This window comes from Mammaliicoccus sp. K-M42 (assembly GCF_022386375.1).
GTDB classification, from domain to species: domain Bacteria; phylum Bacillota; class Bacilli; order Staphylococcales; family Staphylococcaceae; genus Mammaliicoccus; species Mammaliicoccus fleurettii.
The window spans coordinates 14,827-40,815 of sequence record NZ_JAJNIS010000005.1 but is presented as its reverse complement, the minus strand read 5'-3'; the positions used below and the strand labels follow the sequence as shown (position 1 = coordinate 40,815).

The 25,989-nt window shown below is 32.4% G+C and carries 23 protein-coding genes; 16 read left to right on the top strand and 7 right to left on the bottom strand.

The genetic code is table 11. The annotated features are described in order from the left end of the window. Positions 1–8: 8 nt before the first annotated feature. The gene (locus tag LQ668_RS04650) at positions 9–1,109 is read left to right on the top strand and encodes a PTS fructose transporter subunit IIC (protein ID WP_107509384.1); all 1,101 of its coding nucleotides are present in this window, start codon (positions 9–11) and stop codon (positions 1,107–1,109) included. Positions 1,110–1,123: 14 nt separating this feature from the next. Continuing rightward, a complete protein-coding gene (gene alsE / locus LQ668_RS04645; RefSeq protein WP_107509383.1) occupies positions 1,124–1,807 on the top strand; it encodes a D-allulose 6-phosphate 3-epimerase in 684 nt (227 codons plus the stop codon). A gap of 199 nt (positions 1,808–2,006) precedes the next feature. Here the strand turns inward: alsE and LQ668_RS04640 are convergent, their stop codons facing one another. Together LQ668_RS04640 and LQ668_RS04635 are read right to left on the bottom strand one after the other, a co-directional pair. After that, a complete protein-coding gene (locus tag LQ668_RS04640) occupies positions 2,007–2,246 on the bottom strand; it encodes a DUF3923 family protein (protein WP_107509382.1) in 240 nt (79 codons plus the stop codon). A gap of 73 nt (positions 2,247–2,319) precedes the next feature. After that, positions 2,320–2,484 carry a hypothetical protein gene (locus LQ668_RS04635; RefSeq protein ID WP_157946491.1) on the bottom strand — a complete coding sequence of 55 codons (165 nt, stop codon included), beginning with the start codon at positions 2,482–2,484 and terminating at the stop codon, positions 2,320–2,322. A 135-nt stretch (positions 2,485–2,619) separates the two neighbouring features. Between LQ668_RS04635 and LQ668_RS04630 the strand changes: the two genes are divergently transcribed. After that, positions 2,620–3,633, top strand: a complete 1,014-nt coding sequence (locus LQ668_RS04630; protein WP_107509381.1) for an aldose epimerase family protein — start codon at positions 2,620–2,622, stop codon at positions 3,631–3,633. A 148-nt stretch (positions 3,634–3,781) separates the two neighbouring features. On the opposite strand, the gene gabR is transcribed toward LQ668_RS04630, so the two are convergent. Beyond that, the gene (gene gabR, locus LQ668_RS04625; protein WP_107509380.1) at positions 3,782–5,158 is read right to left on the bottom strand and encodes a MocR-like transcriptional regulator GabR; all 1,377 of its coding nucleotides are present in this window, start codon (positions 5,156–5,158) and stop codon (positions 3,782–3,784) included. A gap of 102 nt (positions 5,159–5,260) precedes the next feature. Between gabR and gabT the strand changes: the two genes are divergently transcribed. From gabT to LQ668_RS04610, 3 genes are read left to right on the top strand one after another with little or no spacing between them, the layout of a single operon-like run. Then, positions 5,261–6,547, top strand: a complete 1,287-nt coding sequence (gene gabT, locus LQ668_RS04620) for a 4-aminobutyrate--2-oxoglutarate transaminase (RefSeq protein WP_107509379.1) — start codon at positions 5,261–5,263, stop codon at positions 6,545–6,547. Between the two features lie 31 nt (positions 6,548–6,578). After that, complete coding sequence (locus LQ668_RS04615; protein ID WP_107509378.1) at positions 6,579–7,970, top strand: APC family permease; 1,392 nt, start codon at positions 6,579–6,581, stop codon at positions 7,968–7,970. Beyond that, positions 7,933–9,312 carry an NAD-dependent succinate-semialdehyde dehydrogenase gene (locus LQ668_RS04610; protein ID WP_107509377.1) on the top strand — a complete coding sequence of 460 codons (1,380 nt, stop codon included), beginning with the start codon at positions 7,933–7,935 and terminating at the stop codon, positions 9,310–9,312. The genes LQ668_RS04615 and LQ668_RS04610 overlap by 38 nt, the downstream gene beginning before the upstream one ends. A gap of 98 nt (positions 9,313–9,410) precedes the next feature. Here the strand turns inward: LQ668_RS04610 and LQ668_RS04605 are convergent, their stop codons facing one another. The 3 genes from LQ668_RS04605 to LQ668_RS04595 all read right to left on the bottom strand — a co-directional run bounded on the left by LQ668_RS04605 (position 9,411) and on the right by LQ668_RS04595 (position 13,896). Then, positions 9,411–10,628, bottom strand: coding sequence for a metal-dependent hydrolase family protein (locus tag LQ668_RS04605; RefSeq protein WP_078358350.1), 1,218 nt, complete (start codon positions 10,626–10,628; stop codon positions 9,411–9,413). A 17-nt stretch (positions 10,629–10,645) separates the two neighbouring features. Then, entirely contained in the window at positions 10,646–11,815 is a 1,170-nt protein-coding gene (locus LQ668_RS04600; protein WP_107509376.1) for a hypothetical protein, read from the bottom strand. Positions 11,816–12,534: 719 nt separating this feature from the next. Then, on the bottom strand, positions 12,535–13,896 hold the full coding sequence (locus LQ668_RS04595) for an amino acid permease (protein ID WP_218703063.1): 1,362 nt from the start codon (positions 13,894–13,896) through the stop codon (positions 12,535–12,537). A gap of 205 nt (positions 13,897–14,101) precedes the next feature. On the opposite strand from LQ668_RS04595, the gene LQ668_RS04590 reads away from it, so the two are divergent. The 10 genes from LQ668_RS04590 to nagE all read left to right on the top strand — a co-directional run bounded on the left by LQ668_RS04590 (position 14,102) and on the right by nagE (position 24,818). Beyond that, the gene (locus LQ668_RS04590; protein WP_078358353.1) at positions 14,102–14,416 is read left to right on the top strand and encodes a PTS sugar transporter subunit IIB; all 315 of its coding nucleotides are present in this window, start codon (positions 14,102–14,104) and stop codon (positions 14,414–14,416) included. A gap of 9 nt (positions 14,417–14,425) precedes the next feature. Next, a complete protein-coding gene (celB, locus tag LQ668_RS04585) occupies positions 14,426–15,706 on the top strand; it encodes a PTS cellobiose transporter subunit IIC (RefSeq protein WP_078358354.1) in 1,281 nt (426 codons plus the stop codon). Between the two features lie 21 nt (positions 15,707–15,727). Beyond that, positions 15,728–16,042 carry a PTS sugar transporter subunit IIA gene (locus tag LQ668_RS04580; protein WP_078358355.1) on the top strand — a complete coding sequence of 105 codons (315 nt, stop codon included), beginning with the start codon at positions 15,728–15,730 and terminating at the stop codon, positions 16,040–16,042. Beyond that, positions 16,039–17,421, top strand: coding sequence for a glycoside hydrolase family 1 protein (locus tag LQ668_RS04575; RefSeq protein ID WP_078358356.1), 1,383 nt, complete (start codon positions 16,039–16,041; stop codon positions 17,419–17,421). The genes LQ668_RS04580 and LQ668_RS04575 overlap by 4 nt, the downstream gene beginning before the upstream one ends. Positions 17,422–17,457: 36 nt before the next feature. After that, the gene (locus tag LQ668_RS04570) at positions 17,458–19,347 is read left to right on the top strand and encodes a BglG family transcription antiterminator (protein WP_107509190.1); all 1,890 of its coding nucleotides are present in this window, start codon (positions 17,458–17,460) and stop codon (positions 19,345–19,347) included. Positions 19,348–19,518: 171 nt separating this feature from the next. Next, positions 19,519–20,415 (top strand): ABC transporter ATP-binding protein, encoded by an 897-nt coding sequence (locus tag LQ668_RS04565; protein ID WP_119634154.1) that lies wholly within the window; start codon positions 19,519–19,521, stop codon positions 20,413–20,415. Between the two features lie 2 nt (positions 20,416–20,417). Next, positions 20,418–22,019, top strand: a complete 1,602-nt coding sequence (locus tag LQ668_RS04560; protein WP_119634137.1) for an ABC transporter permease — start codon at positions 20,418–20,420, stop codon at positions 22,017–22,019. Between the two features lie 13 nt (positions 22,020–22,032). Then, positions 22,033–22,620, top strand: a complete 588-nt coding sequence (locus LQ668_RS04555) for a helix-hairpin-helix domain-containing protein (RefSeq protein ID WP_239775916.1) — start codon at positions 22,033–22,035, stop codon at positions 22,618–22,620. Positions 22,621–22,710: 90 nt separating this feature from the next. Further along, complete coding sequence (locus tag LQ668_RS04550) at positions 22,711–23,067, top strand: zinc ribbon domain-containing protein YjdM (RefSeq protein ID WP_078358522.1); 357 nt, start codon at positions 22,711–22,713, stop codon at positions 23,065–23,067. A 263-nt stretch (positions 23,068–23,330) separates the two neighbouring features. Further along, positions 23,331–24,818 carry an N-acetylglucosamine-specific PTS transporter subunit IIBC gene (gene nagE / locus LQ668_RS04545; protein ID WP_119634135.1) on the top strand — a complete coding sequence of 496 codons (1,488 nt, stop codon included), beginning with the start codon at positions 23,331–23,333 and terminating at the stop codon, positions 24,816–24,818. A gap of 198 nt (positions 24,819–25,016) precedes the next feature. Here the strand turns inward: nagE and LQ668_RS04540 are convergent, their stop codons facing one another. Then, positions 25,017–25,970, bottom strand: coding sequence for a 2-hydroxyacid dehydrogenase family protein (locus LQ668_RS04540; RefSeq protein ID WP_239775915.1), 954 nt, complete (start codon positions 25,968–25,970; stop codon positions 25,017–25,019). Positions 25,971–25,989 lie beyond the last annotated feature (19 nt).

The following is a 25,989-nucleotide window of genomic DNA, read 5'->3' as shown; positions in this document are numbered from 1 at the left end:
AAGTTAACATGAAATCAATTTTAAAACAGTTGAATTTGAAAGGTCATTTGCTAACGGCAATATCATATTTAATTCCTGTTGTTTGTGGCGCGGGCTTTATGATTGCTATTGGTATGGCACTTGGTGGAGATTCATCTGCTGATTTAACTAAGGCGGGTTATTCATTTTGGGATGTATTGGCAACATTAGGTGGCGCTGGTTTAGGGATGTTACCAGTCGTTATCGCAACGGGTATAGCATACTCAATCGCTGACAAACCAGGTATTGCACCGGGATTAGTAATTGGTTTAACAGCAAATGCTGTAGGTTCAGGATTTATTGGTGGTTTAATAGGTGGTTTCTTGGCAGGTTATCTTGTCGTGCTCATTATTAAATATATCAAAATGCCAAATTGGGCAAAAGGATTAATGCCAATGCTCGTTATACCATTTGTAGCTTCACTTATTGGTGGATTAATTATGGTATATGTAATCGGGGCACCAATAACGCAGTTCACACATCTGTTAACCGAATACTTAAAATCATTAAGTGGTACTTCTAAACTCATCTACGGCATCATTATTGGCGTATTAGCCAGTATAGATTATGGTGGTCCAATTAATAAAACGGTGTTCGCGTTTGTGCTTACATTACAAGCTCAAGGTATACACGAACCAATAACAGCGTTAATTGTAGTTAATACAGCAACGCCTATAGGTTTCGCACTTGCATATTGGGTTGGTAAATTATTACGTAAAAATATTTATAAAAAAGTAGAAGTTGAAACATTGAAAACAGCATTTCCAATGGGAATTATTGAAATAGTAGAAGGCGTATTACCAATTGTCTTAAACGATATTATCAGATGTGTCATTGCAACAGGTATAGGTGGCGCAGTAGGTGGCGCAATTTCAATGGTCATGAATGCAGATTCCAAAGTACCATTCGGAGGAATGTTAGCTATTCCAACTATGTCACAACCAATGGGATTTGTTATCGCAATTATCGCCAATGTATTTGTTACTGCACTCGTATTAGTATTATTGAAAAAACCAGTCAATGAATCAGAAGAAATGGTAGATGAGATAGAAGAAGATGAAATTGATTTAGGAGATATAAAAGTTTACTAATGGAGGTATAAATAATGGAAGAAGTAAAATTTTCACCATCATTAATGACTATGGATTTAGATAAATTTAGTGATCAAATTACATTTCTAAATAATCATGTAGAATCATATCATGTGGATATTATGGACGGTCATTATGTACCAAACATAACATTATCACCATGGTTTATTGAACAAGTTAAGAAAATTTCCAACGTTCCAATTTCTGCACATTTAATGGTGACAGAACCATCATTTTGGGTAGATGAATTATTAAAAGTAGATACAGACTATATATGTATACATGCAGAAGTAGTGAATGGTGTAGCATATCGTTTAATCAATAAAATTCATGATCATCATAAAAAAGTTGGAATTGTATTAAATCCAGAAACACCAATAGAAGTAATTAAACCATATATACAATATTTAGATAAAATCACAATCATGACAGTAGATCCAGGATTTGCAGGAGAAAAATTTATTGACGAAACATTAGATAAAATCGTTGAATTAAGAAAATTAAGAGAAGAGAATCAATATCAGTATTTAATCGAAATGGACGGCTCATCCAATAAAAAAACATTTAATAAAATACAAAAAGCAGACCCAGATATTTATATATTAGGACGAAGCGGACTATTCGGTTTAGATGATGACATAAACGAAGCGTGGAATAAAATGAAGAATGATTTCAATAAGGCCTTAACGGAAGTATAAGTAGAAAAGAGAAAAACCCGTTTCCTGGATTTCAGGAAGCGGGTTTTATTTATCAAGTATTTGGTAAGGTGAGTAGTAGTGCTGTATTTAGGTTGAAGGTCTGGTTCAAAACGCACGAAGACTCCAGAGATATCGTGCGATTCGGCTCAAACAATACTCTAACCTATTACGAAATGTTACTTTGTAATTCAAACAAAGTTTATTGTTGGGTTTTCATTTTCTTTGAAGTAATAATATTGATTATTAGCCAAACTATTTGAGTTAAAAAAGGCATGATAAAGAGTGTGGCGACCATACCGATAGACAACCATTTTAATTCAGTTGTTTGAACAGCACCGGTAGCATCAATTTCTCTAAACCATAAAAAGATAGCCATAAGAATAAATGATCCAAGTTCAATAACAGTTAATATCCACCATAATATCCATGATACTTTCATAAAGTGTCCTCTTTTCGGAAATTAATTATTTAATTAAAATGGTATCATTGATATTTTAAATGAGCAATATGCGTCATTTTTCCTTTTTCTTTTTATTATTAATAAGCGCCATAATAATACCATAAACTATAGAAACAATAATGATTTCTATCGCGGTATAATCTCTATTAAAGAAATATGTAAGTGCTGAAAAAATAATTAAAAAGCCTATAAAGTGTGTTAAAAAAGATTTTACCATTATGTGATATGCCTCCTTTTAAAACGTTTCTTTACTAATATGTATATAAAAAGTATAACTTAATTAGAATTACAATTATATGATATGCTAAAATTTAACTAAATAACGTTAATTTTAAAGAATAGAGGAATGTAAATGGCTTTTAACATTGAGATTCTGGATGATGCTAATAATATAGATTTAATTACGATTTATGACGGAAATTCAGAAATTAAATTCACTAATTTTGGCATGAGAATTGTAGATTGGAAAGTTGATGGTAGGTCTATCGTTCTTGGTCCAAATGAGAATGATGACTTAGTCCAATATTATGAAGAAAATCCTTATTTCTTTGGAGCTACTATTGGTAGATACGGTGGTAGAATTGAAAATGGTACATTTGAATTGAATGGTCAAAATTATAAATTAGAACAAAATGATGCTAAACATAATTTGCATGGTGGATCTAATGGGTTGCATTCACGCGTATTTGATTATGAAATTATAAATGAAGATAAGATTGTTACGGTTATTTATACAGCTGATATGAAATCCGAAGATGACTATTTCCCAGGTAATATACAAATAAGAGTAACGCACCGATATGATTTAATTCAAATGATGTGGTCAATTCATTATGAGGCTGCGAGTACGGAAGATACTTTATTTAACCCAATGAATCATGTGTATTTTAATTTGAATAAGACGAATCAAACGATTGAAAATCATAGAATTCATAATGAAATTGAATTTTATCCATTAAAAGAAAATCAAATTGTGAAGTCATTGGATACAGTAAATATTAATGAAGAAATAGGAAAAGAGATACTTACTTTTAGAGATGTTTTTGAGAGTGGCTTGGAACAAATTAAGCAATTTAACGGAATAGATCATCCTGTTAAATTAGGAGATGAGTCATTTACAGTTTCAAATGATGAATTGGAAATTGAAATGAAAACTGATCAAGACCATGTAGTTATTTTCACTTTGAATGATGTAGATTGGAACGACCATGATCACACAATTCAAGAGCACGGCGGTTTTACTTTAGAAACACAATCTATACCTGATGATATACATTTGTTAGGTGATAGTGCACCTTCTATTTTAAGAAATGGCAAAACATTTAGTAGTGAAACAAGTTACCAAATTAAAACTAAAGATAAGTAAGAAGAAAGATATCGTGCGATTCAGCTCAAATCGGGTTAAAACGCACGAAGACTTCAGAGATATCGTGCGATTCGGCTCAAATCGGGTTAAAACGCACGAAGACTTCAGAGATATCGTGCGATTCGGCTCAAATCTGCTTAAGCCTAAATTAGTTATAAATGATTTCTTTTAATTTTAATATTGCAGGCTCAATATCTTCTAGTTCTATTTTAGCAAATCCTATGATCAACGTTTTGATTGATGAATTTGCTGGTTCTTCAACCATAAATCTTCTTAATGTATAGAGTTCTATACTATTGTCATGTGCTTTTTGTTCTATTTCTTTATAACTCAGTGTGCTTTTTATATTTAATAAGAAATGAAGACCTGCTTGCATATCATAAATCGTGATATCTTCTTTAAATTCTTTTGATAATATTTTTAAGAATAGCTCTCTTTTTTCTGTATATATGTGATGCATTTTTCGAATATATTTCTCGTAATTTCCTGATTTGATAAAAAGATGTAGTGCATAGGCATTAATTGAACTTAAATCGGTAATTGAAGTCTCTGTTGCTAAATCAAATTTATAAAGTAGTGGATATGGTAATACCATATAACTCACTCTTAAGCTTGGCATTAAAGTTTTTGAGAATGTTCCTAAATATATGACTCGGTCATTTTTATCTAAACTATATAATGAGGGGATATTGTCTGTTCCGTATTTGTACTCACTATCGTAATCGTCTTCTATAATGTATTTATTTTGTTCAGTCACCCAATTTAATAATTCTATTCTTCTAGATATAGGCATAATTGTTCCAGTAGGAAATTGGTGAGAAGGTGTCGTCACAACGAAATCTGGTTTTTCTGTCTTTAATGTATTAACCGATAATCCTTTATGATCGAGTGGTATGTTTACGACTTCTTGCCCCATATCTATAAACAGTTTTCTCATACGTGAATATCCGGGATTTTCAATTGCGATTTTTTGATTGTCGGATAGTGTCTTAAATAACGTACTTAATAAATTAGCTGTACCTGAGCTTACTATGATTTGTTCAGGATAACAGGATACACCTCTTTTATATGAGATGAGTTGTGCAATAGATTTTCTAAGTTCTAAAGGTCCTTTGTAAATAGGTATTTCTGACATTTCATTTTTGAAGGTAGAAAAAGCTTCTTTGACATGTTTAGACCAAAAATCAATTGGAAATTGTGAGATATCTGTCGTCATATGAGATAAAGAATAGCGAAATGATGATTTAATTTGAGTTGGATTATTGTTTAATGGTTGTGAAACGTGATGATCTTGTATAATCAGTTTGTTTAACACTTCAACAAAATACCCCTGTCTTTCCTTCGTATAAATGTAACCTTCCGCAAACAGTTGTTCATAAGCATTTTTAACAGTATTTATACTTACACTTTGATCATTTGCAAGTTGTCTTTTTGAAGGTAGTTTTTCGTGACTATTATATTGTTGCGAGAGAATATCTTGTTTTATTTTGAGATAAATTTCTCTATATTTGTAAGTTTGAGTCATACTTTTCACCCCTCTGGTACTATAAATTAATGAAAACTGGTACTTTTCATTATACCAATAATTTTTTAATATGTATTAAATAAACAATAGGAGGGATTTTAGATGGGTAAGACTCAAGAAGAATTAGTATCTCTACGTAACGAATATGTAGCAAGAGGTGTCAGTAATGGAAATACACATATAGCTGACTTTGCTAAAGGGGCAACTGTTACAGATAATGAGGGACAAGAATGGATAGACTTTGCAGGCGCAATTGGTACATTAAATGTCGGTCATTCACATCCGAAAATTACTGAACATCTAAAAAATGAATTAGAACGATTTATATTACCTGGGTTTAATGTCATTATGTATGAAAGCTATATTAAGTTAGCTGAAAAATTAGCTGAGATTACACCAGGAGATCATAAAAAGAAAACAGTATTACTTAATTCAGGAGCTGAAGCTGTAGAAAATGCAGTAAAAATAGCTCGTAAATATACAGGAAGACAACAAGTTGTATCTTTCATTAGAGGTTTCCACGGAAGAACAAATTTAACAATGTCTATGACTAGTAAAGTTAGACCATATAAATTTGGTTTTGGACCTTTCGCACCAGAAGTATATCAAGCACCTTATCCTTATTTAGCTGATAAGCCAGAAGGTTTGAGTGATGAAGCGTATATCGACTCAGTCATTAAAGATTTAAAGAACTTCTTTATAGCTACAGTTGATCCTACTGAAGTTGCTTGTGTCGTTATTGAACCAGTACAAGGTGAAGGTGGATTTATTATCCCCGACAAAAAATTCATTCATGCATTAAAAGATATTTGTGAAGAACATGGAATTGTATTTATTGCAGATGAAATACAAACTGGATTTGCTCGAACAGGAAAGACATTCGCGATAGAGCATTTTGATGTTGTACCTGATTTAATGACGGTATCTAAATCTCTTGCAGCAGGTTTTCCATTAAGCGGTGTTGTAGGTAGAAGTGAAATTATAGATAGCCCAAACCCAGGTGAGATTGGTGGTACATATGCCGGAAATCCTCTAGCTTGTGAAGCTGCACTTAAAGTTATAGAAATTATAGAAGAAGAAAACTTGAATGCTAAAGCTGAGCAACTTGGCGCAACTTTAGAAACAACATTACAATCATTTAAATTAGAACATAATTATATTGGAGACATTCGTAGATTAGGTGCAATGGTCGCAATGGAAATTGTAGATCCAGAAACAAACGCACCAAATAAGCTAAAAACATCAGAAATTGTGAAAACAGCTAACGATAATGGGTTATTATTATTATCAGCTGGTATAAACGGTAACGTGATTAGATTTTTAGCACCTTTAGTCACTACAGACGAAGAACTAAACAAAGGTTTATCGATTTTAGAATCCAGTCTTTAATAAATAGGACTAATGAAAATGGGGTATGAATATGAATTCTCAATTTAATAAAACAATGAACATAGCAGATGTATTGTTTCTCGCGATTGGAGCCATGCTTGGATGGGGCTGGGTTGTACTTTCGGGAGAATGGATTTCTGAAGCAGGATTTTTAGGAAGTATCATAGCTTTTGTAATAGGTGGTTTATTAGTAATATTTATAGGATTGACGTATGCAGAGCTAGCATCTGCAATACCTGAAACAGGAGGCGGATTCGTCTTTGTTAAGAAAGCGTTCAGTCCAGGTGTAGCTTTCTTCTCAGGTTGGTCAGTATTATTTGGATATGTATCAGTCATTACATTTGAAGCTGTTGCATTACCGACAGTTATAGATTACGTTATACCTTTTGAACATACAGGATTGTTGTGGAACTTAGCAGGTTGGGACGTTTACTTAACATGGGTTCTAATAGGATCTATTGGCAGTGTTATCTTAACTTCACTAAATTACTTTGGCGTTAAGCCAGCTGCTATTATGCAAACAGTGTTTACTATATTTATTGTAGGCGTAGGATTGTTATTATTTTTCGGAGCGAGCTTTAATGGTGAATTTACTCAACTTAAACCATTATTCAGCCATGGTGTTGGAGGAACAATGTCAGTTCTCATCATGATTCCATTTCTATTTGTAGGGTTTGATGTTATACCTCAAATAGCTGAAGAAGTTAAAGCACCATCTAAAAAGATTGGTAGCATACTTATTATTTCAATCATTGCTTCAGTGATATTTTACTTATTAATTGTATTCGGTGTAGCGACAGGGTTAACACCTAGTCAGTTAGGCTCAAGTGAATTAGCTACAGCGGATGCTATGGTCAATTTATTTGGATCTAGTGGATTTGGTGTATTACTTGTATTAGGTGGCGTTGCAGGTATTATAACAAGCTGGAATGCTTTTATTATTGGTGGTAGTCGTATTCTATATGCTATGGCTAAAAATAATATGATTCCTAAATGGTTTGCATTTATTCATCCTAAATATAAAACACCGACACATGGTATTTTATTCCTAGGTGTACTAGCATTTGTTGCACCACTGCTTGGACGTCCGGCACTCGTATGGATCGTTGATGCAGGTGGAATTGGTGTTGTATTAGGTTATTTACTAGTTGCATTCTCTTTCTTGAAGTTAAGAAAAAGTGAACCTAATTTAGAAAGACCGTATCGTATTAAAAGTGGCAAATTTGTAGGTTGGACGGCTGTTATTTTAAGCATCGCATTTATAGTAATTTATTTGCCAGGAATGCCTTCATCACTTATATGGCCAAATGAATGGATTATCGTATGTGTTTGGTATGGTATTGCAGTTGTTCTATATTTAACGAAATCTAAGGAGGTTGAGACTTTTGAAAGAGCTCAAAGTATACAATCCAGCAACGAATGAAGTCGTAAAGACAATTAAATACACTTCTGAAGAAGAAGCAACGCAACAAATAAGTAATGCACAAGAAGCATATGAATCTTGGCGTGAAAGAGATGCTCATGATCGTTCTGCACTTTTATTAAAATGGTATCAATTAATTGATGAACATAAAGAAGAATTAGCAGAACTTATAACTTTAGAAAATGGAAAGCCTTATAAAGAAGCTTTAGGTGAAGTTGCCTACGCTAATAGTTATATACAATGGTATCAAGAAGAAGCGAAACGTATTTATGGAAAAACGATACCTGCTAATCAAAAAGGCAAGAAAATTATTACAGACTCATTTCCAGTTGGTGTTGTTGGTGCTATTACTCCTTGGAATTTCCCAGCAGCTATGATTGCTAGAAAAATGGCACCAGCGTTAGCAGCGGGTTGTACGATAGTTTGTAAGCCAGCCTTAGAAACACCGTTAACGACGATACGCATGGTTGAACTGGCACATGAAGCGGGCATACCAGAAGATGCGATACAATATGTCGTTTTAAGTGGTCGAGATGCTGGAAGAATTTTTACAGAAAGCCCAATTATTCAAAAAATCACATTTACAGGGTCTACGCCAGTAGGTAAACAGTTAATAAAAGCATCTTCAGACAGTGTTAAAAATGTAACAATGGAATTAGGCGGATTAGCTCCAGTAATTGTACATAAAGATGCTGATTTAGAACTAGCTGTTAACCAAACAATTGCTACTAAATTTAGAAATTCAGGTCAAACATGTATTAGTGCAAATAGAATTTTTGTTCATAAAGACATTGAACAAGCTTATACAGAATTATTAACTAAAAAAGTAAATGCTTTGAATGTAGGAAATGGTTTAGAACAAGATATAGATATGGGACCGTTAATTAATCAAAATGCAGTAGAAAAAGTATTAGATCAAATAGAAGATGCAGTTGAACACGGTGGCGAACTATCATTACCAATCGAACAACTGAAATTAGGCGGAAACTTCTTGAAGCCAGTAGTCATACGTCATGCAAATCTTGAAATGAAAGTGATGCATGAAGAAACATTCGGACCAATCGCAGCAGTTATGACATATGATGATTTAGAAGACATCATTAAAGTAGCAAATGATACAGAATATGGATTAGCAGCTTACTTCTTCACTAATGATTATAGAACAGGCTTTGATATATATAGAAAGCTTGATTATGGCGTAATAGGCTGGAACGATGGCGCACCATCAGCAGCACATGCACCATTCGGAGGATATAAAGAAAGTGGTTACGGTCGAGAAGGCGGTATAGAAGGAATAGAGCCATACTTAGAAACGAAATATTTATCAATAGGTAATATGTAAAATACAAAGCAAAATCATTAGCATAGTTTTAAACTCTAGTTTACTCAAAAAGTAAGAGCTGGGACATTTATGTCCCAGCTCTTTTCATATCAATATATTTACCTAATGTCTTTTACGATTTTACCGTCTATAGCTACGACTTTAATCTTGTTTGGATCTCTTAATACTGCGATATCATCTAATGGATTTTGTTCTAGTAAAATAAAGTCTGCTTTTTTACCTTCTTCGATAGTACCGAGTTCTTCATCGTAACCTAAACATTCTGCTGCAGTCTTTGTTGATGAAACGATTGCTTCCATTTCTGTCATACCGTGTTCAACCATAAGTTCCAACTCTCTTAAGTTAGTACCGTGTTTGAATACGCCTGCATCTGTACCCATTGCTATTTTCACACCTGCTTGGTGGGCTTTCTTAAAGCTTTCGATATGATCTTGCATGACTTGTTTGGATTTATTTATAGAATTTTCGCTCATTCCTAATTCGGCAGCGAATTCTATAACGGACAATGGTGCAAGAAGTGTAGGTACTAAATACATATCTTTTTCTTTCATCAATTTTACAGCTTCATCGTCTAAATATATACCGTGTTCGATTGAATGAATGCCAGCTTCTATACATTGTTTTACACCTTGTAAACCTTGTGCGTGTGCCATTACTTTACGATTATTTCTAAATTGTGCTTCTTCGACAATTACTTTTAATTCTTCTACTGAAAATTGTGTGTAGTCTGGATGGTCAGTTGCACTGGTAACACCACCAGTTGCATGAACTTTTAATACATCCGCACCAGCTCTAAGCATTTCACGCGCTTTTTTTCGGACTTCGTTGACGCCATCGCATAATCCACTCGGCATTCCGGGATAACCATCTTGTAAAAGTGGTAAATGAATTCCGGACTTTGTATAGCTATCTCCATGTCCACCTGTGATTGTTAATGCGTTTATACTAATTTGTAGACGTGGACCTAGTACAATCCCGTCATTTACAGCTTCTTTTAATCCTAAATCTGCACCTAAAGCATCTCTAACAGTTGTAACGCCAGCATCGACTGTACGTTTTAAATGATCAATAGCTTTATAAAAATTATATGAAAAAGGCGTAGATAAGCGATTTTCTAACGGTTCCATTTCCAACATTACGTGCACATGGCTGTCAATCATACCAGGAAGTAAATATTGTCCATTTCCTTCTATAACATCATCACCATTTAAATTCTTGCCTATTTCAGCAATAACATTATTTTCGATTTTAATATCTATGTTTTTTTGAATATCATTACCAGTTCCATCTATTAAATTTATATTTTTTAAAATCAAGTTAACTTCCTCCTACGTTATTTAATAAAATTCATTAAAATAGTTGTTAAAATAACAGATGCTACTGTTACGGTTGTAAATCCACCGATAATCATTGGACTTAGTAATTCATTAAATACATCTTCTCTATCTTCTTCGTTGTCTGTAACCGAACGACTGACTTCTTCGCATAATATAAAATCACCTGGGAAACCATATAGTGCAGTTAATGCAACAGGTAAAGCTTTAGTAGGTCTCCAACCGATTAATTTCGCGCCAACAAAGCCTCCTATTAAAATGCCGATTGTACCAATAACAAGAATAGATAATATTGCAGGTAAGTATTCCCATAAGTCGTGAGGTTTAATACCGCCCATAGAACCGATAACGATGAGAATAATAATAACCATCATAATTGTGAATGATTGGTTGCGTTCCATTTCTTTTTGTTCGAACAAACCAATCTTCAATCCAATTACACCAAATAATAAACTAAGTAGTGTGTAATGAATGCCAGTAAATTCTCCAATAATAAAAGCAAAACTTGCTAATAAAAACATAATAAAGAGTCTAATAACATTGTTTTGAAGTAATGGACTTTTACTAAAAATCGTTTCTTTTTTATCTTCATTTTTATTAGAGATATTCGCAACGTTCTTATCGTGCTCTCTATTTGCAAGATAATATTTTGAATAACGTTTCATAAGTATTGAACTAAGAGGCATGCCAATAACACCTTGCAAAGCCTGAACAATAGCAGGTAAAACAATTAAATTAGCTAATCCTAAATCTTGAAGTTTCTCTACAGTAATAAGAAGTGCAACAATACCACCCGCAATAGGACCGACACCAGAAGCTGCTGTACGGAAATCAAACAGGAGTGTAACGAAAATTAAAATTAAAGTAGTAGAACCAATAATCCCAAAAATTGAAATGACAACCGCTTTCCATTGAGACTTAAGTATATGAAGCGGCATCATAGTACCCATATGCATAATAACTGGCGCAATAACAAGTGCACCTAGTGAAGGTAAAATTGCATTATCAAGTATTTTTGCTGGTAAAACACCTGCCCAAGATAAGAGTAAATAACTGACCATAGCAGTTAATAACATTGGAACACGAGCCTTTGTAACATAAGAAATAACTTCACCTAGAACAATTAATGCAAATAGTATAGTAGCAGAAATAAGCGGTTCACTAACCATTAGCGTTCACTCCCTTTTTAAGTTAATAAGAAAACCTTAGCACATAAAAATGCAATAGTTAATACTATATTCAAAATATTTTGAATATATAGACAAATATTACACAAATAAGTTCCAGCCATATATTTTTAGAATGAAAATATTGCATTAGGAATTTTATGATTGGAGCTTTTTATAAAAATAATAAGCGCAAGAGGTGTTGTAAGGGACATAATTCTGAGAAATGTCCGTAAGAACTAGTATCTAAGAAGCACAATTCAGAATTCTGCTAGTAAGAACACTCTAAGGAGCACAATTCGAAATTATGCCAGTAAGAACAATCTAAGGAGCACAATTCGAAATTATGCCAGTAAGAACAATCTAAGGAGCATAATTCAGAATTCTGCTAGTAAGAATAGTCTAAGGAGCATAATTCAGAATTCTGCCAGTAAGAACAATCTAAGGAGCACAATTCAGAATTCTGCCAGTAAGAACAATCTAAGGAGCACAATTCAGAATTCTGCCAGTAAGAACAATCTAAGGAGCACAATTCAGAATTGTGCCAGTAAGCGCAGTCTAAGGAGCACAATTCGGAATTGTGTCAGTAAGCGCAATCTAAAGTCACCTCTATAATATTCCACAAAAATAAAACTCTCTCAATCCGTATTTATGTTCAACGGTTTGGGAGAGTTGCTTTAAGTATCGGGATGAAATCTCATTCTTATACTCAAATTAAAATATTAATGTGCTGTTGATTGTCTACTTTTATTTATATAATAAGCAGCTAACAACAGGATAATCCATAATGGTGAAAACATTAATGCTGTACGTGTGTCTTCTGCAAAGAACAACATCACGAGTACGAATGCGAAGAACACTAATGATACATAAGAACCAATTAAACCAAATGGATTTTTAAATTTAGATTTTTTATGTAAATCTGCATCTTCTTTTCTGTACTTGATATAACAAATTAAAATAATAGACCAGATAAAGATAAAGAATATTGTTGCTAGTGTTGTTACAAGTGTGAACACATCATCAGGTATGAAGTAATTTAATATCGCTGCAAAGAACAGTACGACGCCTGAGAAGATAAGTGCTGGATATGGCACACCTCTTTTATTCGTTTTACTTAATCCTTTTGGTGCGTGACCAGTTTGTCCTAATCCATAAACCATTCTACTGTTACTAAATAATCCACTGTTTGCAGCACTTGCAGCAGATGTTAACACAACAAAGTTTACAATACCTGCTGCTGCGGGGATTCCAGCTAATACAAATAAGCTAACAAATGGACTTTCTGCTGGATCGATTTTATTCCATGGTGTAATACTCATGATAATTAATAAACTCAATACATAAAATATTAATATTCTATATCCGATAGAATTGACTGCTTTAGGTAAGTTCTTTTCAGGATCTTTTGTTTCACGAGCAGTTACGCCGACTAGTTCGATCCCAACAAAACTAAACACTGCCATTTGGAAAGCGAGTAAAAAGCCCATCGCACCATTCGGGAAGACGCCACCGTGTGAATATAAATTATGGAATCCTGATTGAGCACCATGACTTGATTTAAAACCATTAAAAATCATCCATAAACCAATAACAATCAATAAGACGATCGCAATAATTTTTATGAGGGCAAACCAAAACTCTACTTCACCAAATAGTTTCACTGTCATTAAATTTAAACCTAATAAAATAACTACTGTGGCTATTGCTGATGCGTAAGAGGGAATGTCTGGATTCCAAAATTGAATATATTTAGCTACAGCTGTAATATCGGCGATTCCTGTCGCTACCCAACAAAACCAATACGTCCAACCAGTTAAAAAGCCAAATAGATGACCTAAATAATGTTCTGCTATATCAGTAAATGAATTATAATCACTATTTGAAAGTAATAGTTCTCCTAATGCTCTCATCATAATAAATAAGAAAAAGCCAATAATAATGTAAACTAATAAAATTGATGGACCAGCTAATGAAATACTTTTACCAGCACCTAGAAAAAGGCCTGTACCAATAGCGCCACCAATTGCAATTAATTGAATGTGTCGATTCGACATACTCCGTTTTAATTCATGATCTTCCATATTTATTCTCACTCCTTAATCTCATTAACACATATGTGTAAAATATGATTTAAAAATCAATATAAAAATCATTATACTACTATTATTTGTGTTCTCATATCAATAATAATACATATTGATATTCCACTACTAGAGGAAAATGATTATATCGATATGTAAACGTATACAAAATATAATGGAAATATAATCGAAAGGGGAAATTAAGATGAGAAATATTTTATTAGCATGTTCAGCGGGAATGTCTACAAGTTTATTAGTAACGAAAATGGAAGAAGCAGCAGAAAGCAAAGACATACAAGTGAATATTAAAGCTATGTCCAGTGACAATGCTTTTCAAGCTTTAGATGAATATGATGTTCTGTTAATTGGTCCACAAATGAGATTTATGAAGAAAAAATTTATCAAAGCTGCTGAAGAACAAGGGTTAGAAATGCCAATTGAAACAATTGACTCAGTGAGTTATGGAAGAATAGACGGGGATGGCGTACTCAAACAAGCTTTATCATTATTAGGGGAATAGGTGATAAAAATGCAAAGTACTTTTATGGAAAAGTTAGAAGACGTATTACTGCCAATAGCAGATAAATTAAATAACAATAAATATTTAGCATCTTTACGTGATGGTTTTATGATTGCTTTACCATTAATTATATTTGGTTCTATCTTTGTCGTAATTGCAAATTTTCCATTTTTAGATAAATTACTATCTGAAAGTCAGTTTGCAGCATGGCAAAATGCAGTTGGACCAGCATCAGCAGCAACGCTTTCAATAATGGGGCTATTTGTCATTATCGGAATAGGATATAAATTAACTGAACGAAATGGTTTGGAAGGGATATACGGAGCGGTAACAGCTCTAAGTGCAGTTCTAATTTTAACTCCTCAGGTAGTAGGAAAAACTGAAGGCGTTATACCTACAGAAATATTAGGTGCAAAAGGAATGTTCCTGGGCATTATCGTATCAATTATCACTTCAGAGCTATATAGTTTCTTTACGAAAAAAGACATTACGATAAAAATGCCTAAAGGTGTGCCAGATCAAGTATCTAAATCATTTAGTGCATTACTTCCAGTAGCATTTACTTTAACTATATTTTTAGTGATAAGAATATTAATTGCATTAACACCTTTTAATACATTACAAGATTTAATCTATACAGTTGTACAAGAACCACTAACAGCATTAGGAAAAGGTTTGCCAGCTACGATTGTTGCTGTTTTATTCATTCAAATATTTTGGTTCTTTGGATTACACGGACAAATTATTGTCAATACAGTGTTTGATCCGATTTGGTACTCATTAAACAATGAGAACTTCGAAGCATTTCAAAAGGGATTAGAGTTACCAAATATAATAACTAAACAATTTATAGATACATTTTTAGTTGGTATGGGTGGAACAGGAGGAACAATAGCAGTTGTAATTGGTATTTATTTACTTTGTAGAAGTAAACAAAACAAAGAAATTGCAAAATTGGGAACACCAGCATCTATATTCAATGTAAACGAACCGATTTTATTTGGATTACCGATTATTATGAATCCATTAGTGATTATTCCTTGGATTATATCACCAGTAATTATAACGATTGTAAGCTATTCAGCTATGTATATTGGATTTGTACCAAAACCTTCAGGAGTTATTGTGCCATGGACTACACCTATATTTATAAGTGGTTATTTAGCAACAGGAAATGCATGGCAAGGTGCAGCGCTACAACTCGTTAACTTGTGTATCACATTTGTTATTTGGTGGCCATTTTTAAAATTATTAGACAAAAACTATTTAAAACAAGAATTGAAAAAGTAATATAGGATGGAGGAATTTACGATGGCGACCTCAATTAATGAGAAAGCATTTCAAATCATATTATACGGTGGTAATGGACGGTCAAGTGCTATGGAAGCAATTCAATGTGCAAAAGAAAGAAATTTTGAAGAAGCAGAAGCATTAATAAAAGAAGCAGAACAAGAAATAAATAAAGCACATAAATATCAAACTGAATTATTACAAAATGAAGCACAAGGTAAAGAAAGTGAATTGAATTTATTACTTATTCATTCACAAGACCATTTAATGAATGCAATTACAGTCAAAGATTTAGCAAATGAAATGGTAGACTTATATAAGGAGATGAAATCATGACTAAATATGTATTTCCAGAAGATTTCTGGTGGGGAAGCGCTGCTAGTGCAACGCAAACTGAAGGTACTGATTCAATCAAGGATAAAACTATATGGGACAAATGGTTTGAAGAAGAACCCAATCGTTTTTTTGAAGGTGTAGGGCCGAATCATACATCAGATTTTTATCACCAATTTAATGAAGATATAAAATTAATGAAGGAAACTGGTCATAATTCTTTCCGATTATCTATCTCTTGGACGCGGTTAATGGATCAAGATACGAATGAAGTTAATCAAGAAGCTGTTCAATTTTATAATCATGTTATAAATGAATTAAAAGAAAATCATATAGAACCTTTTGTGAATTTATATCATTTTGATATGCCATATAAAAAGCAACAACAAGGTGGTTTTGAGTCATTAGAAGTAGTTGATTATTATGTGGATTATGCTACAAAATGTTTCGAGTTATTTGGTGACCGTGTTAAATATTGGTTTACATTTAATGAACCAATTGTGCCTGTAGAAGGTGGTTATTTATATGATTTCCATTATCCAAATATTGTAGATGCAAAGAGAGGATTTCAGGTTGCATTTAACACTGTACTTGCGAATGCCAAAGTAATTCAATCGTACAAAGAAACTGGTTATGACGGAAAAATTGGTATTATATTAAATTTAACGCCATCATATCCACGAAGTGAAAATGAAGAGGATGTTAAAGCAGCTGAAATTGCAGATTTATTCTTCAATAGAAGTTTCTTAGATCCTGTAACGAAAGGCGAATATCCAAAAGCTTTAGTAGATATATTGAAAAATCATGAACTGGTACCTACTTATACGGAAGATAATCTCAAAACAATTAAACAATATACGGTTGATTTACTAGGCGTGAACTATTATCAACCAAGACGTGTTAAAGCGAGAGATACAGTCCCCAATCCTAACGCACCATTTTTCCCTGAGTATTACTTTGATAATTATGAAATGCCAGGTAGAAAAATGAATCCATATCGTGGATGGGAGATTTACCCTAAAGGTATTTATGACATTATGATCAATTTGAAAGATAACTACAACAATATAGAAAGTTTTATTTCTGAAAATGGTATGGGTGTGGAAAATGAAGCGAGATTTATAGAAGATGGTCAAATTAATGATACTTACCGAATTGACTTTGTAAAATCACATTTAATATGGTTGAATAAAGCTATAAAAGAAGGTGCGAATTGTACGGGGTATCATATGTGGACATTTATGGATAACTGGTCATGGATGAACGCTTATAAAAATAGATATGGTTTTATTTCTGTAGATATTCATACGATGAAAAGAACAATCAAGCAAAGTGGTAAATGGTTTAAAGAAGTTTCTTCAAGCAACAGTTTAAATGACTAATATGAAATAAAAAGAAAGATATTAGGAGAGAGCGTGATGGAAACCAGACACCTCAACATTGTTAAAATATTATATCAACACCAACATGAATATATGAATAGTGATGCAATTGCCAAATTATTAGGATTATCTTCAAAAACGATACGCTCACATATAAAATTTATTAATGAAGCGAGTAATGATTTTGGTTTCTCTATACTAATTAAAAAATCAAAAGGTTATCAACTCCATATAATAGATGAAGGCTTATTTAATTATTTCTTAAATGAAAGATTTTTAAAAGATGAAAATTTAAATTTTAACAATCAAGATAGTAGAATTCGTTATATTATGAAAAAATTATTGTTAGATGACCATTACACTAAGTTAGAATCATTAAGTGAAAGTATGTTTGTGAGTGTAGGAACTTTAAAAAATGATTTGAATGAAATGAGAAAGATACTATCTCAATATGAAATTGAAATCGTAAGTCGTCCGAACTATGGTATGAAAATAATTGGCAAAGAATTTCAGATAAGATACGCTATTGCTCAATTTTTATTAAATAATCAACATGTAAATATAGGTTTTACAGAAGATGATATTAAAAGTGTAAAATCATATCTAATTAAACTATTGAGTAAATACAAAATAGAAATTCCGGAAGTAAAGCTAGATAATTTAGTAACACATATTAACATAGCAATTGTTAGAATAAGAAATGAACTCATGATAGAACAACAATTTCAAATTGAAGAACAACAATTACCGAACAAATTAAAATCATTCTTCGAAGAAATGATACATTTTATAGAGTACCGTTTTGAGTTAATTTTACCTAAAAAGGAAATGGATTATTTATATATTCACTTTGTGACGACAGGTATTATGAACGAAGTGAGAAACATACCTAGAAATAAAATGATTGAAACTATGATTAAACATATGTTAGATCATATAAAACGTATCTTTTATTTGGATTTAACTTCAGACAATAATTTGAAGAAAAATTTATATTTGCATTTATGTACTTCGATTAATAGATATAAATATAAAATGAACATTAGAAACCCGATGTTAAATGAAATTAAGCAAAACTATCCCTTTGCATTTGATTTAGGATTAGTGGCTAGTAAAATGATTGAAAAAGATTTAAAAGTTCAAATATCAGAAAGTGAAATAGGTTATTTAGCACTTCACTTTGAAATGGCTTTAAATCGAATAGAGACAGATAAAGGGAAGTTGAATGTCATACTTGTTTGTAATTCAGGATTAACGAGTTCGCAATTGATAAAATATAAATTAATGCAGAATTTTAGCAATCAAATTCAAATTTCTGAAATTGTTGAGTTATATAACATTCACAATGCGGATCTTGTACAAGCGGATTTAATTATTTCAACAGTACCAATAAATGATAATGTAGATTTACCAATACTATATGTAAATCCAATTATGTCACAACAAGATTTAGATAAAATTCAAAAGTTTATTGATTTAAAAGATACTCACCATTTAGATGAATTAATTGAAATTATTGAATTAAAAACAAAATTGGACAATAAAGAAGATTTATTAAAATATTTAAATGTTCAATTGGAGAAAAAAGATTTAATTTACAGTGGATTTATAGATAGTGTAAAAGAAAGAGAACATCATGCATCGACTGCATATGGAAATTTAGTAGCTATTCCTCATCCGGTAATGCCATTAGCAAAGCAAACATTTATTTATATGATAACTATGGATAAGCCAATCGCATGGGATGATAAAGAAGTACAAATTATATTTTGTCTTGGTTTGAAAAAAAATACAACAATAAATCTTGAAAAAATGTATCAAAACTTAACAGACATTATTAATGATTATAATAAAGTTTTAAATTTAATAGGATCAAGCTCTAAGGAAGAATTTTATAAAGTCTTTTCGCCTCAGCTTAGTCAATAATAAACAATTAAGAGTTAACTTGTATGACAGATTCTGTCATATAAGTTTGCTCATTTTTTTGTTCGCTTTGAAATAATCATTCAGAGAAGGGTATATTATGGATATAAGAAGTAAATATGACCGATAATTTATATAACACTAAAAATCTCCTATAAAGGATAGTGAATGGAAATGACATTATTAAAGGTGGATTACGTTACGAAGTATTTTGGAAAGTTCAAAGCGTTAAATGGCGTTGATTTCATAGTTGAAGAAGGGGAAATCTTTGGCTTTATTGGACCTAATGGATCTGGTAAATCTACAACTATCAAAGCAATTTTAGGGATGCTTAAACCAACGAGTGGCTCTATTGAGATTTTTGGAAAAGATGCTTGGAAAGATGCAGTTCACATTCATAAAAATATCGCTTACGTTCCTGGTGATGTCAATTTATGGCCAAACTTAACTGGTGGGGAAGTTATAGACTTATTTTTAAAGTTAAGTGGTACAAATAATGTTGAAAAAAGGGATGAATTAATTGAAAAATTTGATTTAGAGCCTACTAAAAAATGTAGTTCTTATTCTAAAGGGAATCGGCAAAAGGTAGCGCTCATTGCAGCTTTTACAACAGATGCAAAGCTTCTAATATTAGACGAACCAACTTCTGGTCTAGATCCTTTAATGGAAAAAGTATTTCAAGATTGTGTATTAGATAAGAAAAAGGAAGGAAAAAGTGTGCTATTATCTAGTCATATTTTAAGTGAAGTTGAAAAACTGTGCGATAGAGTTGGCATTATTAGAAAGGGAGAAATTGTTGAAATGGGTACATTAGATGATTTAAGGCATTTAACAAGAATGCGTTTTGTTGTCCAAACTAATGAAGCATTGATGAATTTGGACCAACAGACAGGTATCCATGATATTTTTAATGAAGAAAATACGTATCACTTTCAAGTAGATTCTGAACATGTATCAAATGTCATTAAATATTTAAGTCAATTTGAACTGTTGAAACTTGAGAGCATGCCACCTACTTTAGAAGATTTATTTATGACTCATTACGGCGTTGATATTGAAAGAGGTGAATAGCGATGCATAATCTCTTTAACGGAGTCGGTAAACTAACGTTATTTTACTTAAGAACGAATAAATGGAAAATGATTTTTTGGATAATAGGGATAGTTGCATTAACACTTATAATCCCACCGACATTTTATGAAATGTATCCAAATAAAGCTGATATGCAACCAATTGTTGAAACGTCTAAAAACCCTGCAATGGAGGCTATGTTAGGTCCAGGTCAATTTGACCAAGTTTTAGTTGGTGCATTGTTCACGCATGAAATGATGCTCTTTACAAGTATACTTGTTGCGATTATGAGCATATTGCTCGTCTCTAAAAATACACGAGGTGATGAATCTGATGGCCGTATTGAAATGATAAGAGCTTTACCAATAGGAAGAGTTTCGCCTTTAATCAGTTCAATAGTCATTATGATAATAGTTAACTTAGCGATTGCTGTGATATTGTCTATAACATTACCTTTACTCAAAATTGATAGTATAACTTGGCAAGGTTCTATATTATATGGCGTTTCACTTGGGTCTATAGGTATCTTATTCGGTATGATTACAGCTATATTTGCTCAGTTAACAGAAACAAGTAGCAGTGTTACTGGATTAAGCGTAACAGTGTTGTTGTTAAGTTATTTAGTACGTGCGGTAGGCGACGTTATAAATGATGGTATATCTATGATTTCTCCACTTGGATGGTTAACAAGAACGTTTGCATATTCTGATAATAATTGGTGGCCAGTTGTTGTTATGATAATCACTGCAATATTACTTTTAGTAATAGCAATGACACTTTATTTTAGAAGAGATATAGAATCTGGATTATTGCCATCTAAGCCTGGTAATAAATATGCACACAAAATATGGCTATCACCATTAGGAATGCAATTAAAATTGTACAAAGTAGGAATAATTTCCTGGGCAATAGGCATGTTTATATTTGGGGCATCTTATGGGTCGATTTTTGGAGAATTAGATGATTTTATTAAGAGCAATGAAATGTTACAGCAAATGCTTTCGAGTAATAGTGATGATTATGTAGAATCCTTTTTACCAACACTAATGGTTATTATGGCAATAGTATCAACTATTCCAGCTTTGCAAAGTCTCTACAAAATTAAAAACGAAATACAAACACATAGAATTGAAAATATTTTATCCAAAAAAGTTTCTAGAATGAAGTTATTAAGCAGTTATCTGCTAGTATCATTGGTTAATTCATTTTTAATGATATTTTTAGCAGCATTAGGCATGTATGTAGCACAAGCTTTCGTTTTAAAGGATCCTTTTGAATTTTGGACAATAATAAAGGCAGGAATCGTTCATGTGCCAGCGATAATATCCTTTGTGTCATTAGGTGTACTGCTTTTAGGATGGGTGAATAAATGGCATTTTGCTGTGTATTTATATTTAACTTATACATTTTTTGTTGTATATCTAGGGCAGTTATTAAATATTAAAGAGTGGCTAAAAAATATAACACCGTTTCAACATATTCCTGAAATTCCTGAAATTCCTGTAGAAGAAATGGATTTTTCGGGTATAAGTATATTAATCGTTATATCAGTCGTTTTGATTATTGTAGGGTTGATTGGATTTAATCGTAAAGACATTTCATAAAGGGGGTACCAAGATGACACATTTACCGAAAATAGGTAAACCGGCGACGAATGCTTTAGATAAGATTAATGTAACAACTTTGGAACAAGTTTCTAAACTAGACTATCATAATTTATCGAAATTACACGGTGTTGGTCCTAAAGCTATAAATATTTTAAAAGAAGCTTTGAATGAACAAGGCATGTCATTTAGTAAGTTAGACGCTGATTTAAGCGACTTGGAATTTACAGTTCTCGGTGATTTGAAATGTGATAATGCGCCTAAACGACGAATTGTCCGGGATATTGTAATTGCATCTGTAGTTGGAGATGAACATTACCTTAACGAATGGTTAGCTGATGACTTTATATGGATAGTCCCGGGAGAATTTGAATTAAATGGTAAAGCAGCATTTATAGAAGAAATAAATGAGCACTTACAAAAAGTATCAAGTTTAGAAATAGCATCAATGCTCACACATGGCAAAGAAGCTTCTACTCATGGGACGATAATAAATCAAACAGGTGAAACAATACACTTTGCTGAAATATATGAATTTGAAAATCATAAAAAAGATTCTAAGATTAAAAAAATTACTTCATATATCATTATGAAGCCTTAATTTAATTAAAAATATTTATAGATTAAATACCTATATGAGTGAAATTATGGTAAATTATAGAGGTTATTATAAACTCTCGGAGGTTGAGAAATGGAAGCTACATTACCAAATTGCCCTAAATGTGATTCAGAATACACTTATGAAGATGGTGTATCATACATTTGTCCAATGTGTAACTATGAATGGACGGCTAATGGAGAAGAATCAGGAGACGCTGACAAAGCAATCATTAAAGATGTAAATGGCGTCGAATTAAAAGATGGAGATACTGTTACAGTAGTCAAAGACTTAAAAGTTAAAGGATCTTCAAATTCAATCAAACAAGGAACTAAAGTAAAAGGTATCAGATTAGTGGATCCAGAAGATGGACACGATATTGATTGTAAAATACCAGGATTCGGTCAAATAGGGCTGAAATCATCTGTAGTTAAAAAAGTAAGTAAGTAGATTTATTTAATAAAGACTGAAGATAGACAATTAATTTGTCTCATCCTTAGTCTTTTTGTGTATAAGAATGTTGTTAAATCAGTTTATACTTTCTAATATTCTTTATTTATAAATTAATATCACTAGTTGAATATTTAAAGAATATAATAATTAATAGACTTTTTTAAGAATTTCGAAAATTAATTTGTTATGTACATATAATGATTTTTATGGTAAATATGGTATATAGAAATCGTTTTCAAATAATTTTAGGGGGAAAATACATGAAGGCTTATATGCAAAAATTTGCACAGTCTCTTATGCTACCTATTTCAATTTTACCGGTTGCAGGATTATTGTTAGGTATAGCATCTTTTATTGATTCGGGAGCAATTAACGGAGAAGGAAACAGTGTTGCTAACTTTTTAGCAAATGGTGGATTAGCTGTTATTAACAATTTACCCATACTATTCGCTGTCGGGTTAGCGTTTGGGATGTCTAAAGATAAAAATGGTGCAGCTGCACTTAGTGGTCTTGTATCATTTTTAGTTGTTACAGAAGTTTTAAAGCCAGAGTCTATGGCGAAAGTATTACATGTTGCGGAGGATAAAGTAGATTTAGCATTTACAGGTATTAGCAATGTGTTTATCGGGATAATTTGTGGTTTAGTAACTGCAGCAATTTACAACAGATTTAAAGATACAAAATTACCAACAGCGTTTGCATTCTTTAGTGGTAAACGTTTAGTACCAATCTTATCAGCAGCAGCAATGTTGGTTATTTCAATAGCACTTATGTTTATATGGCCACCAGTTTATAATGGTTTAGTTGCATTCGGTGAGATGATAGCTCATCTTGGACCATTTGGTGCTGGCTTATACGGATTCTTTAACCGTTTATTATTACCATTTGGTTTACATCATGCATTAAACCAAGTGTTCTGGTTTGATATTGCAGGTATTAATGATATCGCTAATTTCTGGTCAAGTAATGGCGAGCAAGGTGTAACTGGTCGATATCAAGCTGGTTTATTCCCAATTATGATGTTCGGTTTACCAGCAGCAGCATTAGCAATTTGGAAAAATGCTGAAAAACGTAACAGAAAAGTAGTAGGTTCTTTAATGATAACAGCAGCAATTGCTTCATTCGTTACTGGTATCACTGAACCATTAGAATTTTCATTCTTAGTAGCAGCACCATTGTTATTCGGTATTCATGCCGTACTTACTGGTGTGTCTATGTTCATTGCAGCAACATTCCAATGGACAGCAGGGTTTACATTTAGTGCGGGATTGATTGACTACTTATTAAGCTTAAGTATTCCAATAGCTAATAAACCACTCATGTTATTGTTACTTGGACTAATAATGGGTGTCGTATACTTCTTAGTATTTGATTTTGCTATACGTACATTTAACTTGAAAACACCTGGACGAGACGGTTTGATGGAAGAAGCGGCTAAACAAGACCCAAGTCTTGTAGAAGAAGGCGATGATCAAACTGCAAACAATAGTAGAGCAAAAGTTTCTAATAAAACACAACTTATTTACGAAGCTATAGGTGGAAACGACAATATCGAAGTAATAGATCATTGTACGACAAGATTACGATTGACTTTAAAAGACACAAGTAAAGTAGATTTAGAAAAAGTCAAAAAATCAGGTGCACTAGGAAATAAAGTTATAAGCGATAAAAACATCCAAATTATAATTGGAACAGATGTACAATTTACAGCAGATGAATTATTGCAACTGCAACAAAATAATCAATAAATTATGAAACTGCCGACAAAGTAGGGAACTTTGCCGGCAGTTTTTTTGTGATTTTTTTACTGGAAGAGAGGAAGATAGAGATAAGTAAAAATATTGGAATTTAATAGGACTCTAAGGATGCCGAAACGCACGAAGACTGAGACGATATCGTGCGATTTTCTTATCTCATTTTTTTAAAAAAATCTTCTTATCTCAACATTAATTCACTACAAAGTCTGGTTGTTCTCCTTGTAGTTTTTTAATTGTATTGTTTGCTACGATTCGTGCCATTTCATCTCTTGCTTCAAATGTAGCGTTTCCGATATGTGGTGTAAGTACTACATTATCCATTGTTTTAAGTTCATCTGTTATTTTTGGTTCGAACTCAAATACGTCCAATGCAACGCCTTCGATTTCTTTTTCTTTTAGTGCTTCTACTAATGCTTTTTCATCTACAATTGGTCCGCGTGATGCATTGATAATATAAGCTGTTTCTTTCATTTTTTCAAAAGCATCTTTATTGAATAAATGATGTAATTGTTCTGAGTATGCTGCATTAATTATGATGAAATCTGCTTGTTCTAACATTTCATCTAGACTGACATAAGTGGCACCTAATGATGCTTCTTTGTCTGGTTTTTTGTTTGGACCTGTATAAAGTATATTCATGTCAAATCCCTTGGCACGTCTGGCTACTGCAGAACCAATTTCACCTAGTCCTACTATACCGACAGTCTTACCGGAGACTTCCCTACCTCTAAAGAATAAAGGTGCCCAACCATTGAAACCTGTAGTTCTACATAGTTTGTCTCCTTCAGCAATTCTTCTAGAAGCAGCGAGCATTATACCTATTGTTAAATCTGCTGTTGCGTTTGTTGATGCTTTTGGTGTATTTGTAACATCGATGCCTTTTTCTCTAGCATATTTAACGTCTATATTATTAAATCCAGCGCCATAGTTTGCTATGATTTTTAAGTTAGATGCTTGATCGATTACTTCTTTATCTATATTAGTAGATAGTGGGCTTATAATTGCATCTACATCTTGTACACTTTGAAGTAATGTTTCTTTTGTGATTAATTTGTCCCCTTTAAATACATCTACTTCAAAATGTTCTTTTAATAAATTTAAGCCTTCAGTTGGTATTTCTCCTGTTATGAATACTTTTTTCATGTTGCTACCTCCTACAAAT